Annotated in this window: 24 protein-coding genes and 1 tRNA gene; 9 read left to right on the forward strand and 16 right to left on the reverse strand. The window is 44.5% G+C overall.

What is annotated here, in order from left to right:
* The first annotated feature begins 259 nt into the window (after window positions 1-259).
* Complete coding sequence (locus Q0389_RS08840; RefSeq protein WP_298693573.1) at window positions 260-931, forward strand: PhoU domain-containing protein; 672 nt, start codon at window positions 260-262, stop codon at window positions 929-931.
* A gap of 109 nt (window positions 932-1040) precedes the next feature.
* On the opposite strand, the gene Q0389_RS08845 is transcribed toward Q0389_RS08840, so the two are convergent.
* The 10 genes from Q0389_RS08845 to Q0389_RS08890 form a co-directional block, all read right to left on the reverse strand.
* A complete protein-coding gene (locus Q0389_RS08845) occupies window positions 1041-1985 on the reverse strand; it encodes a c-type cytochrome (protein ID WP_298693575.1) in 945 nt (314 codons plus the stop codon).
* An 856-nt stretch (window positions 1986-2841) separates the two neighbouring features.
* Window positions 2842-3165: a hypothetical protein gene (locus Q0389_RS08850; RefSeq protein WP_298693576.1), complete on the reverse strand. Its 324-nt coding sequence runs from the start codon at window positions 3163-3165 to the stop codon at window positions 2842-2844.
* Complete coding sequence (locus Q0389_RS08855; protein ID WP_015654373.1) at window positions 3152-3571, reverse strand: hypothetical protein; 420 nt, start codon at window positions 3569-3571, stop codon at window positions 3152-3154. The genes Q0389_RS08850 and Q0389_RS08855 overlap by 14 nt, the downstream gene beginning before the upstream one ends.
* Window positions 3561-3698 carry a hypothetical protein gene (locus tag Q0389_RS08860; protein WP_298693578.1) on the reverse strand — a complete coding sequence of 46 codons (138 nt, stop codon included), beginning with the start codon at window positions 3696-3698 and terminating at the stop codon, window positions 3561-3563. Before Q0389_RS08860 ends, Q0389_RS08855 begins: the two co-directional genes overlap by 11 nt.
* Window positions 3695-4381, reverse strand: coding sequence for a hypothetical protein (locus tag Q0389_RS08865; RefSeq protein ID WP_298693579.1), 687 nt, complete (start codon window positions 4379-4381; stop codon window positions 3695-3697). The genes Q0389_RS08860 and Q0389_RS08865 overlap by 4 nt, the downstream gene beginning before the upstream one ends.
* A gap of 248 nt (window positions 4382-4629) precedes the next feature.
* Window positions 4630-4908 carry a hypothetical protein gene (locus Q0389_RS08870; RefSeq protein ID WP_298693580.1) on the reverse strand — a complete coding sequence of 93 codons (279 nt, stop codon included), beginning with the start codon at window positions 4906-4908 and terminating at the stop codon, window positions 4630-4632.
* The gene (locus tag Q0389_RS08875; RefSeq protein WP_298693582.1) at window positions 4905-5081 is read right to left on the reverse strand and encodes a helix-turn-helix domain-containing protein; all 177 of its coding nucleotides are present in this window, start codon (window positions 5079-5081) and stop codon (window positions 4905-4907) included. The genes Q0389_RS08870 and Q0389_RS08875 overlap by 4 nt, the downstream gene beginning before the upstream one ends.
* Before the next feature lie 357 nt (window positions 5082-5438).
* Complete coding sequence (locus tag Q0389_RS08880; RefSeq protein ID WP_298693584.1) at window positions 5439-6695, reverse strand: integrase arm-type DNA-binding domain-containing protein; 1257 nt, start codon at window positions 6693-6695, stop codon at window positions 5439-5441.
* A 199-nt stretch (window positions 6696-6894) separates the two neighbouring features.
* Window positions 6895-6982 (reverse strand) — tRNA-Ser (locus Q0389_RS08885).
* Between the two features lie 33 nt (window positions 6983-7015).
* Window positions 7016-7450 carry a hypothetical protein gene (locus tag Q0389_RS08890; protein ID WP_298693585.1) on the reverse strand — a complete coding sequence of 145 codons (435 nt, stop codon included), beginning with the start codon at window positions 7448-7450 and terminating at the stop codon, window positions 7016-7018.
* A gap of 243 nt (window positions 7451-7693) precedes the next feature.
* On the opposite strand from Q0389_RS08890, the gene Q0389_RS08895 reads away from it, so the two are divergent.
* Both Q0389_RS08895 and Q0389_RS08900 read left to right on the forward strand, forming a co-directional pair.
* Window positions 7694-8794, forward strand: coding sequence for a deoxyguanosinetriphosphate triphosphohydrolase (locus tag Q0389_RS08895; RefSeq protein ID WP_298693587.1), 1101 nt, complete (start codon window positions 7694-7696; stop codon window positions 8792-8794).
* Complete coding sequence (locus Q0389_RS08900; RefSeq protein WP_298693588.1) at window positions 8791-10020, forward strand: NAD(P)/FAD-dependent oxidoreductase; 1230 nt, start codon at window positions 8791-8793, stop codon at window positions 10018-10020. Before Q0389_RS08895 ends, Q0389_RS08900 begins: the two co-directional genes overlap by 4 nt.
* A gap of 128 nt (window positions 10021-10148) precedes the next feature.
* Here Q0389_RS08900 and typA read toward each other — a convergent pair whose 3' ends face one another.
* Entirely contained in the window at window positions 10149-11951 is a 1803-nt protein-coding gene (typA, locus tag Q0389_RS08905; RefSeq protein WP_298693589.1) for a translational GTPase TypA, read from the reverse strand.
* Window positions 11952-12130: 179 nt separating this feature from the next.
* On the opposite strand from typA, the gene Q0389_RS08910 reads away from it, so the two are divergent.
* The 6 genes from Q0389_RS08910 to Q0389_RS08935 all read left to right on the forward strand — a co-directional run bounded on the left by Q0389_RS08910 (window position 12131) and on the right by Q0389_RS08935 (window position 19484).
* Window positions 12131-13651 (forward strand): flagellar hook-length control protein FliK, encoded by a 1521-nt coding sequence (locus tag Q0389_RS08910; RefSeq protein WP_298693590.1) that lies wholly within the window; start codon window positions 12131-12133, stop codon window positions 13649-13651.
* Window positions 13652-13672: 21 nt separating this feature from the next.
* Window positions 13673-14356, forward strand: coding sequence for a FlgD immunoglobulin-like domain containing protein (locus Q0389_RS08915; RefSeq protein ID WP_298693591.1), 684 nt, complete (start codon window positions 13673-13675; stop codon window positions 14354-14356).
* A gap of 29 nt (window positions 14357-14385) precedes the next feature.
* A complete protein-coding gene (locus Q0389_RS08920; protein WP_298693592.1) occupies window positions 14386-15720 on the forward strand; it encodes a flagellar hook protein FlgE in 1335 nt (444 codons plus the stop codon).
* 53 nt (window positions 15721-15773) lie between these two features.
* Window positions 15774-17660, forward strand: coding sequence for a flagellar hook-basal body complex protein (locus tag Q0389_RS08925; protein ID WP_298693593.1), 1887 nt, complete (start codon window positions 15774-15776; stop codon window positions 17658-17660).
* 212 nt (window positions 17661-17872) lie between these two features.
* Entirely contained in the window at window positions 17873-18382 is a 510-nt protein-coding gene (locus Q0389_RS08930; RefSeq protein ID WP_298693595.1) for an RDD family protein, read from the forward strand.
* A gap of 1 nt (window position 18383) precedes the next feature.
* Window positions 18384-19484 (forward strand): MFS transporter, encoded by a 1101-nt coding sequence (locus tag Q0389_RS08935; RefSeq protein WP_298693596.1) that lies wholly within the window; start codon window positions 18384-18386, stop codon window positions 19482-19484.
* Here Q0389_RS08935 and Q0389_RS08940 read toward each other — a convergent pair.
* From Q0389_RS08940 to Q0389_RS08960, 5 genes are read right to left on the reverse strand one after another with little or no spacing between them, the layout of a single operon-like run.
* Window positions 19471-20199 carry a DUF481 domain-containing protein gene (locus Q0389_RS08940; RefSeq protein WP_298693598.1) on the reverse strand — a complete coding sequence of 243 codons (729 nt, stop codon included), beginning with the start codon at window positions 20197-20199 and terminating at the stop codon, window positions 19471-19473. The genes Q0389_RS08935 and Q0389_RS08940 overlap by 14 nt on opposite strands.
* Window positions 20196-21038: a mechanosensitive ion channel domain-containing protein gene (locus Q0389_RS08945; RefSeq protein WP_298693600.1), complete on the reverse strand. Its 843-nt coding sequence runs from the start codon at window positions 21036-21038 to the stop codon at window positions 20196-20198. Before Q0389_RS08945 ends, Q0389_RS08940 begins: the two co-directional genes overlap by 4 nt.
* Window positions 21039-21047: 9 nt before the next feature.
* The gene (locus Q0389_RS08950) at window positions 21048-21668 is read right to left on the reverse strand and encodes an NAD(P)H-dependent oxidoreductase (RefSeq protein ID WP_298693603.1); all 621 of its coding nucleotides are present in this window, start codon (window positions 21666-21668) and stop codon (window positions 21048-21050) included.
* A 2-nt stretch (window positions 21669-21670) separates the two neighbouring features.
* Complete coding sequence (locus Q0389_RS08955; RefSeq protein WP_298693604.1) at window positions 21671-22012, reverse strand: DUF309 domain-containing protein; 342 nt, start codon at window positions 22010-22012, stop codon at window positions 21671-21673.
* A complete protein-coding gene (locus Q0389_RS08960) occupies window positions 21988-22296 on the reverse strand; it encodes a hypothetical protein (protein WP_298693605.1) in 309 nt (102 codons plus the stop codon). The genes Q0389_RS08955 and Q0389_RS08960 overlap by 25 nt, the downstream gene beginning before the upstream one ends.
* Between the last annotated feature and the right edge of the window lie 25 nt (window positions 22297-22321).

The following is a 22321-nucleotide window of genomic DNA, read 5'->3' on the forward strand; positions in this document are numbered from 1 at the left end:
CGCTCTTCCGATCTTCTTGTCCTATCCGGAGCATAGCGTTAAAATCCTCTTCTTTCATCGGCTGATGATGCGGAAATTTTATGTGCATTTCCGTTACATATTCTCTATACGTCATCGCCACTCCCCCCTTATCGGAAATGATGCGGAGAGTATAAAATCAAAAGATTACAAATACCGCACACACAAAAGCTCTTCTTGTAATGCGGGTGTGATTCTTTACATCTACAATGTGTTACATTTTTCCGAAAGGTGTTATACGATGTTGCCAAGCTATGAACACAAATTGACAGAAATCCGTGAAATGATCTCTTCGCTTCTGTACGACATTCTCCTCTCCAGTCAACAATCCCTCAAAGCTTTTGAGAACAACGACACCGATTTGTATGCGTCCGTCCGCTCAAAAATCAATACTGTCAAAGCGATCACAGATACCATCGATACGAAGATTATCCAAACGATTGCCCTTTTCGGCCCTGAAGCCAATGAACTTAGAGATCTGATTGTCTATCTCAAAATGACCAATGAAATCGACCGTATCGTCGATAGTATCGATAAATACTGCAAGCGGTTCAACAACCATATATTTGAAGAGTACAATTTAACCTCCTTCAATAACGCGATCATTCAACTGCATAAGACGACGCTCCATACCCTCGAGTATCTTTACGCTTTTTTTATGGACATCGATCATGCCAGTGCCCACGATCTTTACCGAAAAGTCCTTATCGAAGAGTCGATCAATGACGATCTTTTTTCCATTATCGAAAAAGATTTTCTCTCTTTAATCATGACCCATTCAGAACACTCGACCGAATATGTCAATGTCCTCGGAACCCTCAGAAATCTCGAACGGATTGCGGATCGCGCGGTTAGTATCGCGGCCTTGCTACTGTATGCGCAAAATGGGGGAGAGTTGCAGTTGCGCCGATGAATGGCTGCAGAAAGAAAAATTTTCTAAACAATAAAGTTGCGAATCATAGATTTTACATATGTGCGTAACATGGTACTCGTATGCGAATACCATGTCTACACATCTATCGTTAATAAGTAGTCGTTACATTGTGCTCTTTACGCCACTGGATAATCGGATTATAGTCTCCGAACTTATGCTCTTCCTGCGAAAAAGGGTCCGGATACGGCCCCATATGGTATGAAACCGGCCGATCTTCGATATACGGATACTCTTTTGTCAAATTTGGTTTTGGGCGTTTACGATGATCGTCATTAATATATGCGGCAACGTCGATTGCCTGTTCATCGGTCAAAATCGGATTTTCCCATGTTACGCCTAAGGGCATGTTATATTTTATAAACTGTGCCGCTTTGATTACGCGATGCATCGACGATCCGGGCTGATACGACATATACCCCCATAACGGCGGATACGTGTACGCTATTCCGTCCGGTTTGATTTGGCCTTCTCCGTTCTTTCCGTGACATGAAGCACAATAATTTTCATACACGACTTTTCCGTTATTAAGATCAGCCGCTCTATTCGGCAGCGTAATCTCTTTCAACTCGTCTCCAGGAACGTGAGCTCCCGTGGGAACTCCCGTTCCGAGCCATTTCATATAACTGACAATCGCTAGCATCTCTTTGCTGTCTAAGGGCATTTTTTTACCGTTAAGCGGACGTTCGATACAGTTATTCACCCGTTGCGACAAAGTCAGAAACTTCCCTTCTCTGCCTCTATACTGCGGATATCGAGCGTGGACAGAAAAATAGTTCAAACCGTACGGTCGTCTTCCCGAATCCAGATGGCAGTTATTGCACCCTAACCCATTTCCGCCGAAATGTCCGACTTTTCCTTTTGGTCCTAGATAATAAGGGAAATTTGTAACCAACTCTTTTCCATAACGGATTAAATCACCCGTTTTCCCGGCAGGTATCGTCTGTTCGTCAGGTGGACTGAACAATACTTCTCCCGCTGTTAAACTTACTGATATCAGTAAGAGACTCCACACGTTTTTTTTGCATAACTTCATTTTAAACTCCTTTTGTGTTATTGCACCAATCATTTTATTTAAGTAAATATAAAATATAGATTCTAGTTTAATTACAAAAGGTATTTTAAAATCCGGCTAGCAAACATGATACTATACGCGAAGCAGAGAAGAGTTCGGAAAAATGCAGTTCGTGAGACACACTAATGGCGTAAACTATATAAACGCATACGGAATAAAAATGTCACTGAGGATTTTTAAAGTCTTTGAAAGTGCAGTAAATAGAGGATTTTATGGCCAGCTAGGGATTAAAATATCCCTTATTTTTGGGATTTAAAAGGCTTTTGTATTTGAAACCTACATTAAAACCTACATTAGCGAAAAAGTGACCCTATAAAATCACTCTTTTGATGATCTCATTGTATCAATCCGAAACTTAATCATGTCAATGTTTACCGTTCATGTTTTTGCAATTCGTTCCCCGCTTCCCTCTAAGGAATACTTTAGGCTCAATTTTGAGCGCATCATCTTGATATTAAAATCCTGATGTTTTATGATCTCCCCAAATTTGGGGGCATTGTCGGGGTGTGTCCAAACTTGGACGGACTATTGATCTATCTTTGAAAGTTAACATTAGTTAGCAAGGTAAGGTTTTGTTAGGTTTTCTAAAGCTGTATCGATCAATCTCATCGAGATAATAGGGCTATTGAATTGCTTTAACTTAGTGTTGAATTTGAAGAGATACGCCCCCATTATGTCGGGGGTAGGTGTTGAATTTGATACTACGTTTTTAGTAAGTTTTTATAGCGGATTTTTAGGGGATTTTTTAGTGTTTCCTTTTATCGACAAAGTACGATAACAACGGGGTTTTAGTGCTTCCTTTTTGTAACCTTTTCAGTTATTTATCAAACCTTATTTTTAAGTCTTTTTTGATTTGATTAAATTCTTTTTTCATCATGTACCCATCATCCAGTTTACCAAACAATTTTTTGACGATTAACAGATAGGTATCAATCAATAACGCTTTTTCGCCCGTCCACTCTTTGCCGTCCTCTATTATCATCATAGCGTCATGATTGACGTATGCAATGAGTAAAAGGATTTTAACGGCGTTCACTATCTCCCCCCGTTGCCACTCTTCACGTGGAGAGAGTGAGGGGATAGGCTTCAATCGTTTAATTTTCGGTACGGCTTGGATTGTTTTTAGTTCATTCGATCTCATTGAGCTTGACCGTTACCGCTTCTTTTTTCCCCGTGTATTCGCACGTAGTGACTAACCCCGTCTGTATAAAAGAGGTTTGTTTTTCGATCTTCTCTAACTGAGCGATAATATCATTCCTCACCGTTGCAAGGTCTTTGAGTGTCGCAGTGCTGTAATCAAATTTCTCTATCGCTTCATCGATCTTTGAGAGGTGTTTTAGGAGCTGTTCATATTTCGCCTTAACGGTGTATTGGTACTCCTCTTTGAGCGTTGCAAGGGATTGAAATTTCATATCGTTTAACTCATCTTTAAACAATCGCCCCCACTGTATTAAAGTTTGTTTGGATGATTTTAGCTCAATGGCGATTTTGTCGAAACTCATCCCCGACGCTCTGAGCTGTAAAAACTTCTTTTGTTTATCGTTCATTTTCTCCCCTTGGATTTTTAAACGTGATTGTTATCGCCGTATCTTTGAATAATGGATATTCTCTCATTATCGCCTTGATCTTCTTTTTCGCTTTGGCTTCAAGTGCTTTGCGCTGTTTGGTATTCATCCGTTCCCCTTTGTTAGGTCTATGATCTCTTTTTTCATTTCGTAAAGCGGTATCGCTAAATCACGGGCGTTTGGTATCGTCACCTTAAACTCTATTCGCCATAATGGAGCATTTAAACCGTTCTTTAGTGCCTTATTGTAAATAAGTACTTTTTCGATCATCTGAATGTTAGGCGTGTTGATATAAACGCTGTCTTTGTAAGGTGTGAGATTAAACCTCTTTGATAGCTCTTCAAGGTTCGGCGGTATCGGAATATCAAAACACACGTCAATCTCTGAAACGTCTTTGAGGATGTTTAAAATGCTTTTGACGGTGTGAGTATTTGGAGCTGATGAGGTGTATTGCTTCATCCCAAAAATAACCATGACTGAATGGCGGTATTTCTTTTTTATGGGGTCTTTTTTATTGAAGTAATAAATATTTTCACGCTCAAACTGATAGGCTGATGTGATCTCATCATCTTTGAGTCTCTTTTTCAGCTTTGCCGAAATATTAGAGGAGGGGGTGACCTTATGCCATTTACCCAAACTATCCAACGCCTCTTTTTTGTATTGCTTTTGATAGTCTATCCGTATGGTGTCGATTGCAAAATCTGTCCCGTGATCTTGATTAAAATCATTGAGATAGGCTTCAATTCTTTCGAGTATTTCTTTCATAATCAACCCGCTTTTTTCTTGGTTCATTTATTAGATTTTGGAATGTAAATACCACTACACTACGGGGGCGTTTTCTTAAAGTGCATCATAACGGCACTTTCGCAACCTCAAACAAAGCCCCGCCCCGCCGTGGATAGAGGCTTGTTTTTATGTAACATTTTCACACTATGACCTCATCATCTCATTAGATGGTATTAGTCTTTATTGTAAGGGGTATTTTTTTGAAGCTGAAACGCTGTTTTTGAGAGTTGCACCGCTCCGAAATGGAGCTATTATTATTCATTATTCCCGCTTGGTTTTTGAGCGTGTTTTTCAAACATAGCCAACACTTTACGGGCGTGTTCTTTGTTTCGGATAATGTAATAGTGCTTTAACCCTTTGCCTCTTGGTACGCTGTCGATAATCAGCCCGTGGGCTTCTCGTAACTCTGTGGCATAGTTCGCTAACCATGAAACGCCGTAACGTCTCCCATCGGATGCCCCGATACTTTCTCCATTGAGTAAATCCCGCAAAAAACGGCGCATTACTGAGCGTTTATGATAAATGTGTTTCATGCTGATACCGTCATGCTGTCAATGAGTGCATCTAAATCACTCTTTTTAAAGATTGTTACCCGTGGGCTTAGTTTGATCGGGTGTAATTTCCCTTGTTTAGCGTAAAGCCATACTGTGGAAACACCCACACCTAAATATTGAGCCGCTTGTTTGTCTCTAAAATGTTCGTTCATTGAAGAATTCCTGAAATTGAATTCAACTTATTCCGTAATTTATAAATAGTAAGTGATTTTGATTTTTGTAGTATGGAGTGGAGTTGTAGGCACTCTATAACAAACAATAAGCTTTCACTTACTATCGGTTATAAAGACCTACTACCCTCTTCAGCACAGCTTAAACCATCGTAGATAGTTCGGGGGATTCCTGCTTTATTTTCTAATATTTTATTAGTATTGACCAGCACAACCAATCAATTCCGTAATTAACATTAATAAATTGTAGAGATATTATAGCTATTCCTCTAATAGATTGCAAGTAGCTTTAAAGTTCGATAATTAAGGCGTTCCACGTTCGCTTACTAATAAAATAAATTATTTCATTCTCTTTACTTCATCGAGAAAATCCGCCCACCATTGCATAAGCCCTACACGTTGTTCCCAGTATTCCGCACGGTTATAAGCTCCTTTGACTTTGTTCTTTTCGGTATGGGCTAAATGTCGCTCTATGATGTCGGTGTGATAGCCGTGCTGTTCTATGTTCTCATTCGCTACGGTCGAAAACATCGCTCTAAATCCATGCGATACGATTTCATCATTACCGTAACCTAACCGTCTTAACGCTTTGTTCATTGTCCCGTCACTGATTGGCTTTTGTGTGGTGTAGAGTGCAGGGAATAGGTAACGGCTTCGTCCTTTGGTGTGCGGGGTAAGTTCTTCGAGTATCGCTTTGAGTTGTTTAGTGATCGGGACAACGTGGGGGCGTTTCATCTTCATTTTTTCGGCACTTATTCGCCATTCCATCGCCTCTAAATCAAATTCGTCCCATTCAGCGAAACGGATATTATAAGGACGTTGAGCGGTGAGCATCGCCAGTTTAAGGGCGCATTTCGTGATAACTTCCCCTTGGTACTCATCGATCAAATTAGCCAGTTTCCCTATCTCTTTGGGGTCGGTGATCGTCGGGAAACTTTTGCTTTCTATTTTGCCGATAACGTAGCGTTTATCAATATCCGCCGTAATGTTATGGGGGACGATTTCACGGGTGACGGCATAGCGGTACACTTGGTTAATGATGTTGAGAGTACGTTTCGCCGTTTCCGCTTTCCCATCGTTTTTTAATTGCTCCAAACATTCTATGATCTGTAAACGGGTAACGTCCTCCATCGGCATAGCTCCGATATGTGGGAAGATATGATTTTCAAGCCGTGCCAGTTTGAGAGAGTGATAACGGGGTACGAGTTCGCCCGTGATACTGTCTATAAAGTCCCGTGATACTTTTTCAAAGGTGTTGAGTGATCGCACCGTTTCGATCTCTTTGGCTTTGGCTTCATCCTCTTTTTGTTTCTTTATGGCTTTTTTCTCTTCGATGGGGTCGATACCGTTTAAAACTTTCGCTTTGAGTTCGTCACGTTTGGCTCTTGCATCTTTGAGAGAGACGGCGGGGTAAGTGCCTCCCGTTGTCGCTTTGGGCTTTCCGTTCACGGTGTAGCGAATTTCCCAAACTTTTCGCCCGTCGGGAAAAATTGCAAGTTGCAACCCATTCCCATCGGCTAACGTGTATTTTTTCTCTTTCGATTTCGCACTTTTTATTTCGGTATCTTTGAGCGGTGTTATCTTCTTGTTCGCCATGTTTTACCCCTCTTAATGTAGGTTTCAAAACCTACATAATGGAGTATGATAGAGAAACTACATTAAAACCTACATTAAAAAGATAGATTCGATTAAATGGGATAAATACATATTAGAGGCTAATTAGATAATAAAGTGCCTATTTAAGGGGTTTATTTTGTATGTTTTGAATTAAATTAGAGGGGATTGTTTTGATGTATGGCGGACAGCTAGGGATTCGAACCCTAGATAGGTTGCCCTATACACGCGTTCCAGGCGTGCGCCTTCGACCACTCGGCCAGCTGTCCTTAAAGAAAGAACGTGATTGTACCTAAAATAGCTTAAAAGCCATATTTCTTCGGCGGTTTTTTGCGCGATTGCTCTTTATTCCAGCGATTGTTAATATGTTTCAACCACATCAAGAATATCCCGACCAATAGCAAAACGGCACACACTTCATACCCGATCGCCCAAATAATGAAAAACGACGCAAGATTGAACTGAAGAAAATATTCGTAACTTGCCTCTGCTACGAACAAAAATAGAAACAACAAACCGGCCAAATACGGAACGATCAAAATATACAAAGCGAGGACGATCCCTTCATACCCCTCGGGTGCGAAAACAAAATCGCGATAATCGAGTGACTTTTGGAAAAAGTCGTCTTCCAATTGTCGCCGTGTCTGGAGGTTTTCTCTCTGATAGTTTCGGGCATTATCCCGTGCCACATCAGAAATCAACGAGGATTGAATCCGTTTCTCAATATTTTTATCCATATCGGTACCTTAACTCGTTTGATGAAAAATTATAACCTGTTTTGTTAGAAATTTAAGGTGAATTATTAACAAAAAGTAAATACGTAGTAAATATATAGTAAACCGAAACATCAAGGTGCTTATGCTTCGGTCAAACTATCGAAGGAGAATCGAACCACCATTGTAGAAAAGAAGTGTTAATTTTGTGTAAAAAAAGTTTTTTTTATCGGAGTATAATTACATATTAGACAAAAAAAGGTTCCTATGCTTCCTACCCAACGCTTTCATCCCATCAGTGACGACTTCCGCTCCCCCTACGCCCGTGACCGTGATCGTATCATCCATTCGGGGAGTTTTCGCCGTCTCGAATACAAAACACAGGTCTTTTTGAACTCTCAGGGCGATTTTTTCCGAACCCGCCTTACCCATAGTATCGAAGTGAGCCAGATCGCCCGTTCAATCAGCTCGCATCTCGGGCTCGAAGAGTCTCTCGCCGAAAGTATCGCATTGGCACACGATCTCGGACACACCCCTTTCGGGCATATCGGCGGAGATACCCTTGATGAATGTTTGAAGGATCGGGGATTTACGAATGGATTTGAACATAATTTCCAAAGTTTCCGCGTCGTTACCAAACTCGAGCAACGTTATAAAGCTTTTTTAGGTCTAAACCTTACCTACGCCACACTAGAAGGGATTTTAAAACACTCCTATCCGTATAATAAAGTGTTTTTACCCGCTTCTATTCGAGAAGCATTCGCTCTCGATACCCACCCCAGTATCGAAGCGATGATCGTCGACCGTGCCGATGAAATCGCCTATATCAGCCACGACATCGACGACGGCGTTGCTTCGGGACTAATCTCATTCGATACCCTCCGATCTTCCGAACTGATTCAAACAATATTGCAAAAGGTATACGACGAAGGGATACGCGAAGACGAAGACGAAATGTTCCGTTACCGTTTTAGTTCCCATCTCATCAATCACCTTGTTTATTCTCTTCTCGAAGAGTCCCGTAATAAAATCGATAACACGCGCGTGTTAGCTTCCGTTATCGCCTCAAACGAAACGATCCCCGTCGGTTTTTCCGCAGAACTCGAAACGCAGATCAAAAAACTGAAAAAACTGCTCTATCAGGAACTCTATCAGCACAAACACATCATGCGAAAAATGTTTTCCGGAAAACAGGCTATTATAGGGCTATTCACTGCCCTGATGGAAGAGCCGAAGATGCTTCCGCGTTATTATCTGGAACAGTGTGATCGCCGTAACCCTCACCGTGTTATCAGCGATTATATCGCTAGCATGTCGGATCGATATGCGATGGAATTGTATAACGAGTTGTATGGAAGAGAAGGGTGAATTTGAATAAAATTGCGATCATCGGCGGCGGAGCAAGCGGACTCATGGCTGCACTTTTTGCCGCACGCGCCGGCGCGGACGTCACGATTTATGAACATAATAACAGTGTCGGAAAAAAGATATTAGCCTCCGGAAACGGACGGTGCAACATCATCAATACCACCGCCACCTACGACGATTATGCGGGAAGCGATCCCCATTTCGTCACCTATGCCCTCAAGCAGCTCAATTTCCATTATTTTGAAAAGTTTTGCAACTCTATAGGCCTAATTCTAGACATCAAAGAAGACGGACGATGTTATCCCCTCTCGAATGAAGCCAAATCGGTATTGATCGCACTTAAAAGTGCCGTGAGTGATTCGGGAGCAAAAATTCTCACCGATTCTAAAGTCACCGCGATTACAAAAGACGAAATGTATTTCACCGTTCAAACACTGCAGGACAAACAACGTTATAAGAAAGTTTTAATCGCCACAGGAAGCGAAGCGGCACCCCAACTGGGCTCATCTGCCGATGGCTATAGCTTTGCAAAACAATTCGGACATGATATCCTCCCTACTTATCCCTCTTTGGTGCAACTTCATTTAAACTCCAAAAATCACCATAAAATGGCGGGGGTCAAAACAACAGCCGAAGTCACCCTCATCATCGATGGCAAACCCAAAGAAAAAGTCCAAGGCGATATCCTATTTGCAACGTACGGTATTTCAGGGCTAGCAATCCTCGACATCAGCCAGAAGGCATCTCTTGCCCTCTCAAACAAACAACGCGTTAGTATCCTTCTGAATCTGCTGCCGCGCTATGACAAAGCGAGCCTTGTGAATGTTATCGAAAAACTGTTTGCTTCCATTCCGAACCGTGATGTCCATACTGCACTCTGCGGACTTATCCCTGCCAAAATTGCAACCTATCTCCTCGAAGACTCCACTCTCTCGCTTTCTACACCTGTATCCGCACTCAATCCCAAAGAGGTAAAAAAACTCGCCCATTTAATCGGTGAATGGAAATTTGAGGTGATCGATACTCACGGGTTCAAACACGCCGAAGTGAGCGGCGGCGGGATCAGTACGGCACAAGTGAATAACAAAACGATGGAATCAAAACTGGTTGAAGGGCTTTATTTTGCAGGGGAAGTGCTCGATATCGTCGGACGTCGCGGAGGCTATAATTTTAACTTTGCATGGGCTAGCGGAATGATTGCGGGAAAAGAGATGGGGAAGTTATAACATGAAATTTCTGTGATCCATCACATAGAGCCGTTCCGAAGGCAGTAGTGCCGAGAGGAACGTAGCGTTCTTGGATCGCAGTATGCTCTTTTGGTACTGTTCTCGCTAAAGAGAAAAGTACACAGAAATTACTTTTTAGCGTAACGTTTACGGTCGGTCGGATCCAACCATTTTTTACGCATACGGATGTTAAGCGGAGTAACTTCGAGAAGTTCATCGTCTTCGATCCACTCTAGCGCACGCTCAAGATTCATATCACGTGGCGGAACGAGTTTGATCGCTTCATCGGCACCGGATGAACGGACGTTTGATTGTGCTTTCCCTTTGATCGGGTTAACGTCAAGGTCATTCGAACGGCTGTGCTCACCGATGATCATCCCTTTGTACACTTTCGTTTGCGGTGCTACGAAAAGGACACCGCGATCTTGGAGGTTGAACAATGAGTACGCAAGCGCAACACCGTCTTCCATAGAGATCAACGCTCCGTATTGGCGGCTCTCAACGTTACCGGTATAAGGGCGGAATTCCAAGAATGAGTGGTTCATAACCCCTTCACCTTTGGTATCTGTCAAAAATTGACCGCGGAAACCGATGAGACCGCGTGCAGGGATTTCAAACTCTACGCGGGTAAAGCCCTCACCCATCGGTACCATTGCTTTCATTTCCGCTTTACGGCGACCGAGACGCTCGATGATCGTTCCCGCAAAGTCTGCCGGAAGGTCGACGACCAAGTGCTCGAACGGTTCGCATTTGACCCCTTCGATCTCTTTTACGATAACTTCAGGACGTCCGATACCGAACTCATACCCCTCGCGGCGCATGTTTTCGGCAAGAATAGTGATTTGAAGCTCACCACGACCGGAAACGATAAATTTACCTTCTCCGACCGTTTCGTAACGCATCGCTACGTTGGTGTTCATCTCTGCATCCAAACGCTCGCGGATTTTGTTCGCCGTAACGTGTTTACCCTCTTGACCTGCAAGCGGAGAGTCATTAACCGAGAAAACAACGGTCAACGTAGGCTCTTCAATGTGCATCGGATCAAGCGGCATAGGGTTTTGCGGATCACAGATCGTGTCCCCGACGTCTACCGTTTCGATACCGGCAACGGCAACGATGTCGCCCGCTTCCGCTTCTTGGATTTCCATACGGTTAAGACCCATAAAGCCGATCAATTTAGAGATACGTCCTTTGATCATTTCACCGTCGGCTTTTGCAAGGAGAATGTTATCCCCTTTTGCGATTTTACCGTTGAAAATACGGGCAATACCGATTTTACCGACGTAGTTATCGTAGTCGAGTGTGAAAACTTGCAACTGAGTCGGGTTTTCCGGATCACCGGTAGGCTCAGGTACTTTTTCCAAAATGGTGTTGAACATACACGTAAAATCGCCGTCCGGCTCAGACATGTCCAGTTTTGCAATACCGTCACGCGCCGCAGCGTAGATGATCGGGAAGTCAAGTTGATCTTCCGTCGCATCCATCGCAACGAAAAGGTCGAATACTTCGTCTACTACACGTTCAGGGTCAGCTGAGGGTTTATCGATTTTGTTGATAACAACGATCGGTTTGATTCCAAGACCGAGCATTTTTTTAACAACGAATTTCGTTTGAGGCATAACCCCTTCGTATGCATCGACGAGCAACAACGCACCGTCAACCATTTTCAAAACACGCTCAACCTCACCGCCGAAGTCGGCATGGCCCGGAGTATCGATAATGTTGATTTTGTGTTCACCGTAGCGGATCGCCGTATTTTTAGAAAGAATGGTAATCCCGCGCTCTTTTTCGAGTGCGTTAGAGTCCATCGCTCTTTCATTTACTTGTTCGTGGGTTCCGAACGTTCCGGATTGCTTGAGCAAACCGTCAACTAGAGTCGTTTTACCGTGGTCAACGTGCGCGATTACGGCGATATTACGAATTTTTTGCATTGCTGTCCTTCATGAATAGGGCAAAGATTTTCGCGGATTATATCTCATTTAAGGTTAAGCAAGTGTTAAGGCATTTTCAAAGGTTACCGAACGGTTTCAAAATTATAAATGGAATAGATTTTGCTTTATCTTATCACTTAATACTATTCGGGTGATTGGTACCCGATCAAGGATCACTGATGATCGTGCAAAGTAATGACACCAAAGCGTCCACATCGCTTATCGACCTTTTGGGAGGGAATGGAAAATCCTCTTCTTCCAAATCGAACGATCTGTTTGCAAAACTGTTATCATCCCTTTCTACTCAGACTAAAGGGGAAAAAGTTATCTCTTCCTTGACAGGAGAAACGACTAAGACGGTAAAAACAAACAATTTTCATGCCGTTATCGATCCCAAAAAGACCGTTATCCAAAACAGCGGATCAACATCATCCTCCGCTAAAGAGCTGCAATCCCTGTTGCTAGGAGATGAAAAAGCATCAACTCTCTTCTCGAGCGACATCACTTCGAATTTGAGCAACGACCAGATTCGTCCGCTGATTCATCAGGCGAAAGAGTATCTCAAAAACCAAATCACCACAAAATCGCCTGAGTACTTAAATGATCCCGAATCGCTCCCTAAAACGTTGGGAGGGTTAGTCAAATTGGCCGAAAAAATGGGATTGGACCCACAGTCGATTACCCTCTCTACAATAATGGAATCGGATTCTGCGGATACAACAGCTGCCGCTTTGCCCTCCCAACTGTTGACAAAACCGCTGTTAGATACCAAAATTCTTTCACAACTCTCCACTCTTCCGGAAGATACGGCTTCAGCAGAAGCGATCGTACAATTGCTCAACAAAACCAAAAACAAAGGGCAAAAAGAGACTAAATCTCCCTCCGAATCGACTCCAGCGGAACGCGCATCCGGCAAAACCGACAAAACAGATTCCCAACCGCTAAAAACATTATTGCAAGGCTTAAATAAGCCTGATCAAGTAGCATCTACATCATCTTTAAAATCAACCTCAAAACAACAAGAGAGCCAACCGTTAGATACCGTTCCATTAAAAAGCGAAACAACCAATAATATTTCTAGCGCGGAAACAAAAGGGCACCAAGGTAAAGGATCCACTCCCCTTACTACCTCGGCTACTGATATCAATGATTTAAAAACCCTTTTGCAAGGCGATACTGAGAGCAAAGAGTCTAAAAACGATACAACAGCGATAAATAGCAAGACGGATACGGAAAATGCCAAAATAATGCAACCACTTGAAGCCGATTCTCTTGAGGTCAAGGGCAAAGAGGCTCAGCAAAGCATGCGCCATTTCGCGAGTGATCTTAAAGAAGCCGTTCAAGAGTACAAACCGCCATTTACTCGTCTTACGATGAAACTCAATCCCGAAAAACTGGGTGAAGTGGAAGTAACTCTCGTCCAACGCGGAAATAACGTTCACGTCAATATCCAATCATCAAACGCAACCAGCGTTGCATTTCTCGCTCATAACGCTACCGAGCTCAAAGCGCAACTCGCCCATCAGGGGATTACCGGAGCAACTATGAGTTTTATGTCCGGCGGCGAGGGGCAAGCCCAAAATCAGGGACAGCAAAACCAACAGCAAAATCGTTTCAAATCCTATCAGTCGTTCGAAGAACTCGAACTCAGTGAAGAGCAGTTGAGCGCTCTGGAAATTGTTATCCCTAATTACGCATAAATCTAACTCAAGGAGATTATCATGGCAATCGACGCATACGGAAACTATACGACCGGAACGGCGTATACCGATACATCAACTAAAACGTCTACAAAAACAACAGGCTCATCCGCCCTCGGAAAAGATGATTTTTTAAATCTTCTGATGGTGGAATTAAAATACCAAGATCCGACCGAGCCAATGGACAGTGAGAAAATTTTGACCCAGACTTCACAACTCGCGACGCTCGAATCGGCGGAAAATACCAACAAAGCTTTGGAATCGCTGACGGCGGCATTGACGACATCGATGCAGTACTCGGGGATTTCAGCAATCGGAAAAATGGCCGACACCGGAAGTAACGCTATCCAGCTGGAAGAGGGATCGGATGCGAAATTCGAACTTTACCTCCCTGAAGCCGCCACAGACGGAAAAATCAATATTCTCGACAACAAAGGTAACGTGCTCAAAACCATCACTATGGAAGCAACGGATGCAGGGGTATCCCAATACACCTGGGACGGCACGAATAATGCCGGCAAAGAGCTCGATGCCGGTATCTATTACGTCGAAGCGACCTACAATAAAGCCGACGAAACATCCGGAACCACACGAGTAGGACTCTATCCTATTGAGGCGATTCGGTATGAAGGCGGCACCACGTACGCTAAGCTCGGATCGAGTTATGTCGACTTCAGTAAAATCACTGAAATCACGAATAACTAAATTTTGCCGATCATTACAGAGGATTTATTATGACACAAGGGTATTACACCGGAATATCCGGGATTCAAAGCAGCCAATACGGGTTGGATGTCATTTCCGATAATCTTGCAAATGTCTCTACAACTGCGTATAAAAGCTCGACGGCTGAGTTCTCCGACTTGCTTAGCAAAGTCATCTCAAGTGGTAATACACCCACTTCTAACGACATTGGATACGGGGTCAAACTGCAGGCAACCAGCTTTCAATTTACACAGGGGACGTTAATGCCTTCAGAGCGTTTTAGCGATATGGCATTGGAAGGAAACGGCTTTTTCGGTGTCGTGTCTAAAGATCAAACTGTCTTTACCCGAGACGGAAGTTTTTCGTTTGATACCTACGAATCGGTCCCTGGCGATGTCAATTCCTCTACAAATCGGTTAGTCACGGCCGATGGGGGATACGTGTTAGGGACGATGCTAACCAACTTTTCCTACGACGAAACATTTGATTACGGCGCACAAACGACAAACGGTACAATCGGCGCTTATGTCCTAAATAATCCTACAAATACTGTTGCTTATACTGATATCAATAGTCAAGGGGTTTTGGAATTTCCTTCTCAATTAGCTTATCCCGTTCAACCGACGACTCAAACCAATTTTTTTGGGAATCTCGGAATAACGGATGAAACACGTACGATTAGTGCCGATGTTATTAGCTCCAATAACGAGATAAACCGTCTTAAATTAACATTCACTAAAAGCGCTACGCAACCTACCGACGGTGTAGCATGGGATGTCACTGCAACTGTAACTTCCAATGACGGCAGTACAGTGTACGATACCCAAACCGGTCAAGCCATTTTTGGTGCATCAGGAGCATTAGAAAGCTTTACTGTTCCTTCGGTCGATAACGACGGGACCCTCGTATCTATGAATCTTGGAACAGGATTTAGCGGTGTTATTGCTATTGACGGTGTCGGTATCAGTGGTTCATCAACTTCAGACGGTGTATCTGCCGGAACATTAACCAAGTATGGTATCAATAGTGATGGAACAATCATTGCCGATTTTTCAAATGGACAACAAAGTGCTATCGGACGGGTTGCTGTTTATCATTTCCAAAACGATCAGGGGCTTAACCGCGAAGGAGGAACCTACTACACTCAAAGTTCTGATAGCGGAAAGCCTCTGTTTTGGACCGATGCTAATGGCAATGCCGTTGCCGGAGCATCGGTACGAAGCAATTATTTGGAAGGTTCAAACGTCGATGTTACCGTAGGGTTGACCGATATGATCGTCACACAGCGGGCCTATCAATCCAATGCAAAAACTGTTACCACAGCAGATGAGATGATCCAAAAAGCTCTTGCGATGCATCGTTAATAGTGGAATATTTTTTGCTTGATAATTTTACTCTGTCATAAAAAGGACATATTATGCTAAAGTCACTCTTTTCTGGTGTTACCGGTTTGCAATCGCATCAAATCGCGATGGACGTCGAATCGAATAATATTGCCAATGTCAATACAATCGGATATAAATATTCCCGCGCGAACTTTTCCGATCTGTTAGCACAGACCAACCAAATTGCAACAGCACCGCAAGGAAAGCTGGGCGGTAAAAATGCCGTTCAAATCGGTTTGGGGACGTCGGTCAATTCGATCACGAAAATCATGTCCCAGGGATCGATCCAAAATACCGATAAAAATACCGACGTCGCGATTCAGGGTGACGGTTTCTTTATCGTCAGTTCCGATGGAGGAAACACTTATAAATACAGCCGTTCGGGTGACTTTAAATTCGATGCCGCCGGGAACTTCGTCGATAACAATGGCTTTATTGTCCAAGGATGGGTACGGGATAAAAATACAGGCTTAGTCGATTCTACGGCACCTATCAGTAATATCACGATCCCGCCGGGGTTGACAACACCGGCCAGCGCAACAACACAAATGGTTGTTAAAGCCAATTTGAGTGCCAGTACTACGATTACCCAATTCTCTCCTACCTATGAAACGGATACAACCGGAGCATTTATCAATACCGACGGTTATCCGGTCACACCTGAAGATATGGGAGTCATGTTTAGTGCCAGTGGAGAAGCATTTTCACTCACTTCAGCAGCAGCCGGACCGGGGACAGGCGGAGACGGTATTTTTATCAGTACCGATGGCGGACAAACATACGCCGAGTTCCGTTATACCAGCAATATCGCCGATGTCACGACGACCGGTACGGGAGCCGGAGGGGTTGCAACGTCCCCGACACAAACCGACGGTACGGCATCGACCAATGCCAACGTCTATTATTTCAATAGCACCGAAGACTTCCGTGCAGCCGTAGCCAATTGGACTTCTACGAATGCCCTGAATCCGGGGGCATCCGCTGGAGCAACTGTCAATTACAACGCACAAGGAAAATTAATTGTTTCCAACAGTGCCGGTGCCAGCGATCTCAGCATTGCAGTTGCGGGTATTACAGATACCAATACGGTTAAAAATGAAATTTTTACAGGCAATTTTTCCACTCTTGCCGGAAATATCGTTGCAGGTTCTACCTCGACCAAACAGTCTCAAGCGGTTAATGCGGCAACCCACTCGGTAAGTATGGACATCTATGATTCACTGGGAAGTAAACATACGCTGAAAATCGACTTTCGCAAACAATCCAGCAATGCAACGACTGGAACCTCATGGAGCTATAGTGTCAGCGTTCCGAAACCTGCCGATATCGGAGGAGTAGCTCCTTATCAAAATATTCTAAATCCGGCAGGAGTCATCTCATTTGACTCTACCGGAGCCTTGGCCGGGTATACTATTCCGGCCATCGACTTTACCGGAAACAACGGTTCCAAACCGAATCAATCCATCAGTCTTGATTTCGGTACAATCAACGGATTTGACGGTATTACCAGTTATGATAATGAGTCATCTACCGGTGGAAATAGCCAAGACGGATATGCAGGCGGAGATTTGAACGGAATTCGTATCGATGCGAGCGGTACCTTGATCGGATCGTTTACCAACGGTCGTTCTTTCGGTTTGGCACAAATCGCTATGGCGAAATTTTCAAATAATGAAGGGCTTACCACTGACGGCGGTAACGTCTATCTGCAATCGGCAAACTCCGGAGACCCGATCATCGGTACGGCGGCAACTGCCGGACGCGGTTATATGCAGGCATCATCGCTTGAGGCATCAAACGTCGACCTCTCCAAATCGTTGACTCAACTGATTATTATCCAACGCGGATATCAGGCGAATGCCAAAACAATTACTACCTCCGATACCCTCCTAGAAACACTTCTCGGCATTAAACGTTAACGCATAACGCGTTAGCGGTCATCTCGTTTTTTATGTATTGTTAATTAGTTTAAGGATAGGTCCGGCAAGTAAGGAGTTCTTGCCGGTGCTTTGAAACTTAAGGAGTGAGTGATGAATGAAAAAACATCTCCCTTGACTTGCTGCTGTCAATTGGGATAAAAGAATTATGAAACAACTTAGTAAACAAACAGTAATAACGTTATAATTCCCTCATGCGATGGCGAACACTCAAGAAAAAACAACATACCAAACCTGCACCTTCCAAACCCAAAATCGAATACGCTCCGTTTTGGCCCCGTGCATTAGGGTTTGTTACCGATATCTTTATGATCGGGCTTCCTATTTCTCTGTTGATGATGATGGTTTTCGGCTATGATCAAATGCATACGGCAACAGCTATCGACGTTATAGTTCATACCGATAAAGCACACCAGAATCCCCCTAATCCGATCGCTTCATTGACCCAGATCGCACTGTTTATGATCACCTACGTATGGCTATGGCACCGCTTTGGTCAAACACCCGGGAAAAAGCTCGCCTTTATCCGCGTCGTTGATGCCGTAACACTGGAGAATGCCCCGTACTGGAAATTGATCCTCCGTTTTATCGGTTACTTTGTCTCTCTCATCACCGTTTTCGGTTTTTTTATCGGCTCGTTTCGTAAAGACAAACGGACCCTTCACGATCTTCTCAGCGGCACGGCCGTAATACGTATCTCCTAACGTGTCCGTTCTAATCGCCGCTTTCTACTTTTTTTACTTTGCCCTGATCGGGGTTCACATCATATTCGTCCCCAAAATTCTTACCATGGTGGGATACGATCCTCTCCACGTCGGCATCGTTTTCGCTTCTGCCCCGCTGGTTCGTTTTGCGATGCCTTTTCTCTTTTTGAAGGGGTTTAAACTCGATCAAAAGGTCTTTTTTCTCTCTCTGGGGCTCATGGGAATCGGCGCTATAGGCTTTTATCCGGCACTGGAGCATTTCGGGCCTTTGCTGCTCGTGAATATCGTCTTCGGAATCGGCATATCGTTGGTTCTCCCTTATATCGAGGTTATTTCACTCGAACAGATCGGAAAAGAGCGCTACGGACGTATTCGGATGTTCGGTTCTTTGGGTTTCATCGCAGTAGCCCTCATCCTGGTTCATTATCTCACCACTCCGCAAAGCGGAATCGTATTTTTAATCGCGATGGCGATGACGACGCTCATTTTCGGAGCGTTTATCGGGAACCGCCAAAGCAAACTTCCGCTTAGTGAATGTGACGCCGGGGACGAATCGTGCCGTTTTTCGCTTATGGGACATCTCTCACTGTGGATAGGTTTTTTCCTGATGCAGGTAAGCTTCGGGCCGTTTTATAATTTTTTCACCATTTATGCGACCGATCACGGAGTATCACTCGATACTACCGTATGGCTCTGGAGTTTCGGAGTCATCGCCGAGATCATCATGTTTTATTTCCAGGGGCCGTTGTTACGGAGAAATCTCCCGGCAATTTTGCAAATAACCGCTTTTATCACCGTTTTCCGATGGCTTATCGTCGCCTTTTTCCCGGATCATACCCTTATGCTGTTTGCCGCACAGAGCCTCCATGCTTTCAGCTTCGCTTTGTTTCATTCGGCATCCATCGCCATTTTGTTTCATCTTTACAAAGCGCGCCGCCTCTCACAGCAATTCTTTTTCGGTATTTCGTACGGATTGGGGGGCTTTATCGGAGCGATCGGCGCAGGGGCGCTCTATCAGTATACGCCGACGTATCTGTTTGTCGGAGGAGCCCTCGCCGCGCTGGGGGCGGGAGTGGCTTTTCGGGCATTTAATAATCGATAATCAACGAAGCCAAGAACGTCCGGTCGGTATGAAGCGATGGTGCTGGAGGCGTATTGGCGTAATCGACTTTATAGCTCAGACCCATCGAAAGGGTCGAATTTATTTTGCTCTCGATCGCACTTTTGCTATAGAGGAAATAGTATTTTGTGTCATCAAGTTTAACACGATAGGTCGCTTCCTGGATAAATTTCAGGTTCTCTTGTATCTTCCATTTATATATTCCGCCGAGATTCGTCGAAAAATAGTTTTCCGAATCGTCATTGTCGGGCTTGTCTCTTCCGAATAAAAGGTTGGCCTGAAAATCGAGCTGCTGTGTCTTCTCATCAATCGCTTTCATCCCTATACCCGGTCCGGTATAAAACTTATACTCGTATCCGCTGAAATGGTCTTCTTTATAGCCGATCATGTAGTTTAGAGAATAAACCTCATCGAATTGATAGTCGTAGTTAAACTCGCTCGACCATTTATTCTTAGACGTTTCGCCGTCCGAAGAGGCTCGATACGCATCCAGATGGACCCGCAATATATGTAAGTCCCATTTGGTCTTTGCATTACCTTCAAAAGCCAGAGAAGAGGTATTGCTGTTCCCTTTGCTATCGATATAGGAAAATTCGCTATGCGTGACGATATCGCCGTTATGCTCGGGAAGGGGACATACGTCAGCCGCCATCAATGAACTCCCTCCCAGAGTAATCCATAAAAGCCTTCGAATCATATCTCCCCTTTTCGAACATGCAAATCCATCTGAGGAAACGGAATCGAGATACCGTGCTTGTCAAACTCCAGCTTGACCGCTTCGGTCATCTCAAACATACCGTCCCAGTAGTCGTCTACCGCTACCCACGGACGGGCAAAAATCTGAACCGAGTTTTGGGCGAGGGCTCCAACCGCAACGACGGGAGCCGGTTCGGCAAGCACTTTCGGATTGGCCTTCAGAACCTCCATGATCACCTCTTTGGCCAAGCGCAGATCGTCTTTGTAATCGATGTCGAATACCATATCGACCCGGCGTTTGTCGTTGCCCGTGTAGTTGATGATATTCCCGTTGATCAAAGTACCGTTAGGGATGATGATCGAGCGGTTATCCGTCGTCGTCAACGTCGTGGAAAAGAGATTAATCGTCTTGACCGTTCCCATCACTCCTGAGGTCTCAATAAAATCTCCCACTTTAAACGGACGGAAGAAAATAATCAATACCGCAGCACCGACATTGGAAAGGGTATCTTTGAGGGCAAGCCCCACGGCCAATCCCGCCGCACCGAACACGGCGACAAACGAGGTCGTCTCGACGCCGAGGTTGCTGATCGCCGCGATCACGATCACGACAATCAACCCCACATACGTCGCATTAGCCGCAAACGAAACGAGGGTCGGATCGACCTTAGCTTTGTTCAACCCTTTTTTGATGAGAAAAACGATCTTGCCGGCGATCCAGCGCCCGATAAAAAAAATCAGTAAAGAGCCGAGTATTTTTAACCCGTATTCGGTTGCATAGGTCATCGCCAAATCGCTGTAATGCTGGACTTTGTCCTCGTAGTGTTCGATTTTTAACATGCTGTTGCCTTAACGGTATTCGATAATTTGCTCTGCGGTGAGACGTTTGCGTTCGCTTTGCGGATTAACCCGATATCCGAAAGCACAGATCAGAGCCACAGAATGCCCCTCGGGGAGATCGAGAATCGCTTCGACATTTTCTTTATCGAATCCCTCGATCGGACAGGTATCGATTTTCAATGTCGCGGCATAGGTCATCATATTGGCTACGGCGATATAACACTGTTTTGCCGTCCAATTTTCCAATAAAACTTCATCGCTCTCGATCGGAGCCAAATAGTTTTTATACACTCCCATATAAGTTTCTACCGCCTCGCTCGGCAATCCCCTGCGGGAAAACATATCTTTGACGTAACGGGTACCGCTTCGTACGACATTGTTATCGGTCGTGAAAATCACCAGCTCACTCGCATCGGTGATCTGAGTTTGATTCCAGCATGAGGGTTTGAGCGCTTTACGCAGCCCCGCGTTACGGACGACGATCAACCGCCACGGTTCCATCCCGAAGGATGAAGGTGAGAGGCGTGCGACCTCCAAAATCGATTCAAACTGCTCGGCTGGAATCTGTTTTTCGGCATCAAACTTTTTGCATGCGTGCCGAAACGCCATGGCCTCTAGAAACTCGGACATTCTTATTCTCCTTTACGAACCTCTGCGTGTTTTCGTTCTATGAATTGTGCTATTTTAACGTAGAGTTCTTTATGGGGGGTAACAAGCGTCTCGATCAGAACACTGTATTTGCGATAGGTTTGCCATGCGACGTTCGAAGGGTTCGGACGCCCGCGTGCTATCAGCTCGAAACTTACCGCCGCATTGATGAAACCTTTCCAGACCCGCATCTCGTCGTTGTCCTCAAACCGTTTGGGGTGCCAGATCACCTCCAAATCCTCGTGTGCGTCATAATAGCGCCCTTCGTCTATCGAGACGACAAACGCTTCGCACGCTTCGGTTATACCCGTAAGTTCTTCCGCCAATAACCGCGTCCTCCCCGCAAACTGATACACGCATGTCCCGGAAATTTGCTCCGAAACTCTTTTAGCCGCTCTTTTGAAGATTTGCCCGTATCGCAGTAAAAGACAAACACGCTCTCCTCAGGTTCGCTGCGCAACATCGGAGGGCTGTAAGTAACAGTCTCGATCCCCTCGATGGGGTTTAGAATCGTATCGATCAGCAGTACCCTGATCCCTTCGGCTTCTAACGCCTGTTTGTTGCGCAAAAACTCTTCCTGCGTCCATTCATCGACATTCAAATCGACCATTATTATTATCCGTCATATTATTTTG

The organism is uncultured Sulfuricurvum sp., from assembly GCF_937936435.1.
Taxonomy (GTDB): Bacteria; Campylobacterota; Campylobacteria; order Campylobacterales; family Sulfurimonadaceae; genus Sulfuricurvum.

Excerpts from the sequence above, each read along its gene's own strand:
- Q0389_RS08840 (WP_298693573.1), top strand. The coding sequence starts at position 260 with ATGTTGCCAAGCTATGAACACAAATTGACAGAAATCCGTGAAATGATC.
- Q0389_RS08845 (WP_298693575.1), bottom strand. The coding sequence starts at position 1,985 with ATGAAGTTATGCAAAAAAAACGTGTGGAGTCTCTTACTGATATCAGTA.
- Q0389_RS08850 (WP_298693576.1), bottom strand. The coding sequence starts at position 3,165 with ATGAGATCGAATGAACTAAAAACAATCCAAGCCGTACCGAAAATTAAA.
- Q0389_RS08855 (WP_015654373.1), bottom strand. The coding sequence starts at position 3,571 with ATGAACGATAAACAAAAGAAGTTTTTACAGCTCAGAGCGTCGGGGATG.
- Q0389_RS08860 (WP_298693578.1), bottom strand. The coding sequence starts at position 3,698 with ATGAATACCAAACAGCGCAAAGCACTTGAAGCCAAAGCGAAAAAGAAG.
- Q0389_RS08865 (WP_298693579.1), bottom strand. The coding sequence starts at position 4,381 with ATGAACCAAGAAAAAAGCGGGTTGATTATGAAAGAAATACTCGAAAGA.
- Q0389_RS08870 (WP_298693580.1), bottom strand. The coding sequence starts at position 4,908 with ATGAAACACATTTATCATAAACGCTCAGTAATGCGCCGTTTTTTGCGG.
- Q0389_RS08875 (WP_298693582.1), bottom strand. The coding sequence starts at position 5,081 with ATGAACGAACATTTTAGAGACAAACAAGCGGCTCAATATTTAGGTGTG.
- Q0389_RS08880 (WP_298693584.1), bottom strand. The coding sequence starts at position 6,695 with ATGGCGAACAAGAAGATAACACCGCTCAAAGATACCGAAATAAAAAGT.
- Q0389_RS08890 (WP_298693585.1), bottom strand. The coding sequence starts at position 7,450 with ATGGATAAAAATATTGAGAAACGGATTCAATCCTCGTTGATTTCTGAT.
- Q0389_RS08895 (WP_298693587.1), top strand. The coding sequence starts at position 7,694 with ATGCTTCCTACCCAACGCTTTCATCCCATCAGTGACGACTTCCGCTCC.
- typA (WP_298693589.1), bottom strand. The coding sequence starts at position 11,951 with ATGCAAAAAATTCGTAATATCGCCGTAATCGCGCACGTTGACCACGGT.
- Q0389_RS08910 (WP_298693590.1), top strand. The coding sequence starts at position 12,131 with ATGATCGTGCAAAGTAATGACACCAAAGCGTCCACATCGCTTATCGAC.
- Q0389_RS08915 (WP_298693591.1), top strand. The coding sequence starts at position 13,673 with ATGGCAATCGACGCATACGGAAACTATACGACCGGAACGGCGTATACC.
- Q0389_RS08920 (WP_298693592.1), top strand. The coding sequence starts at position 14,386 with ATGACACAAGGGTATTACACCGGAATATCCGGGATTCAAAGCAGCCAA.
- Q0389_RS08925 (WP_298693593.1), top strand. The coding sequence starts at position 15,774 with ATGCTAAAGTCACTCTTTTCTGGTGTTACCGGTTTGCAATCGCATCAA.
- Q0389_RS08930 (WP_298693595.1), top strand. The coding sequence starts at position 17,873 with ATGCGATGGCGAACACTCAAGAAAAAACAACATACCAAACCTGCACCT.
- Q0389_RS08940 (WP_298693598.1), bottom strand. The coding sequence starts at position 20,199 with ATGATTCGAAGGCTTTTATGGATTACTCTGGGAGGGAGTTCATTGATG.
- Q0389_RS08945 (WP_298693600.1), bottom strand. The coding sequence starts at position 21,038 with ATGTTAAAAATCGAACACTACGAGGACAAAGTCCAGCATTACAGCGAT.
- Q0389_RS08950 (WP_298693603.1), bottom strand. The coding sequence starts at position 21,668 with ATGTCCGAGTTTCTAGAGGCCATGGCGTTTCGGCACGCATGCAAAAAG.
- Q0389_RS08960 (WP_298693605.1), bottom strand. The coding sequence starts at position 22,296 with ATGGTCGATTTGAATGTCGATGAATGGACGCAGGAAGAGTTTTTGCGC.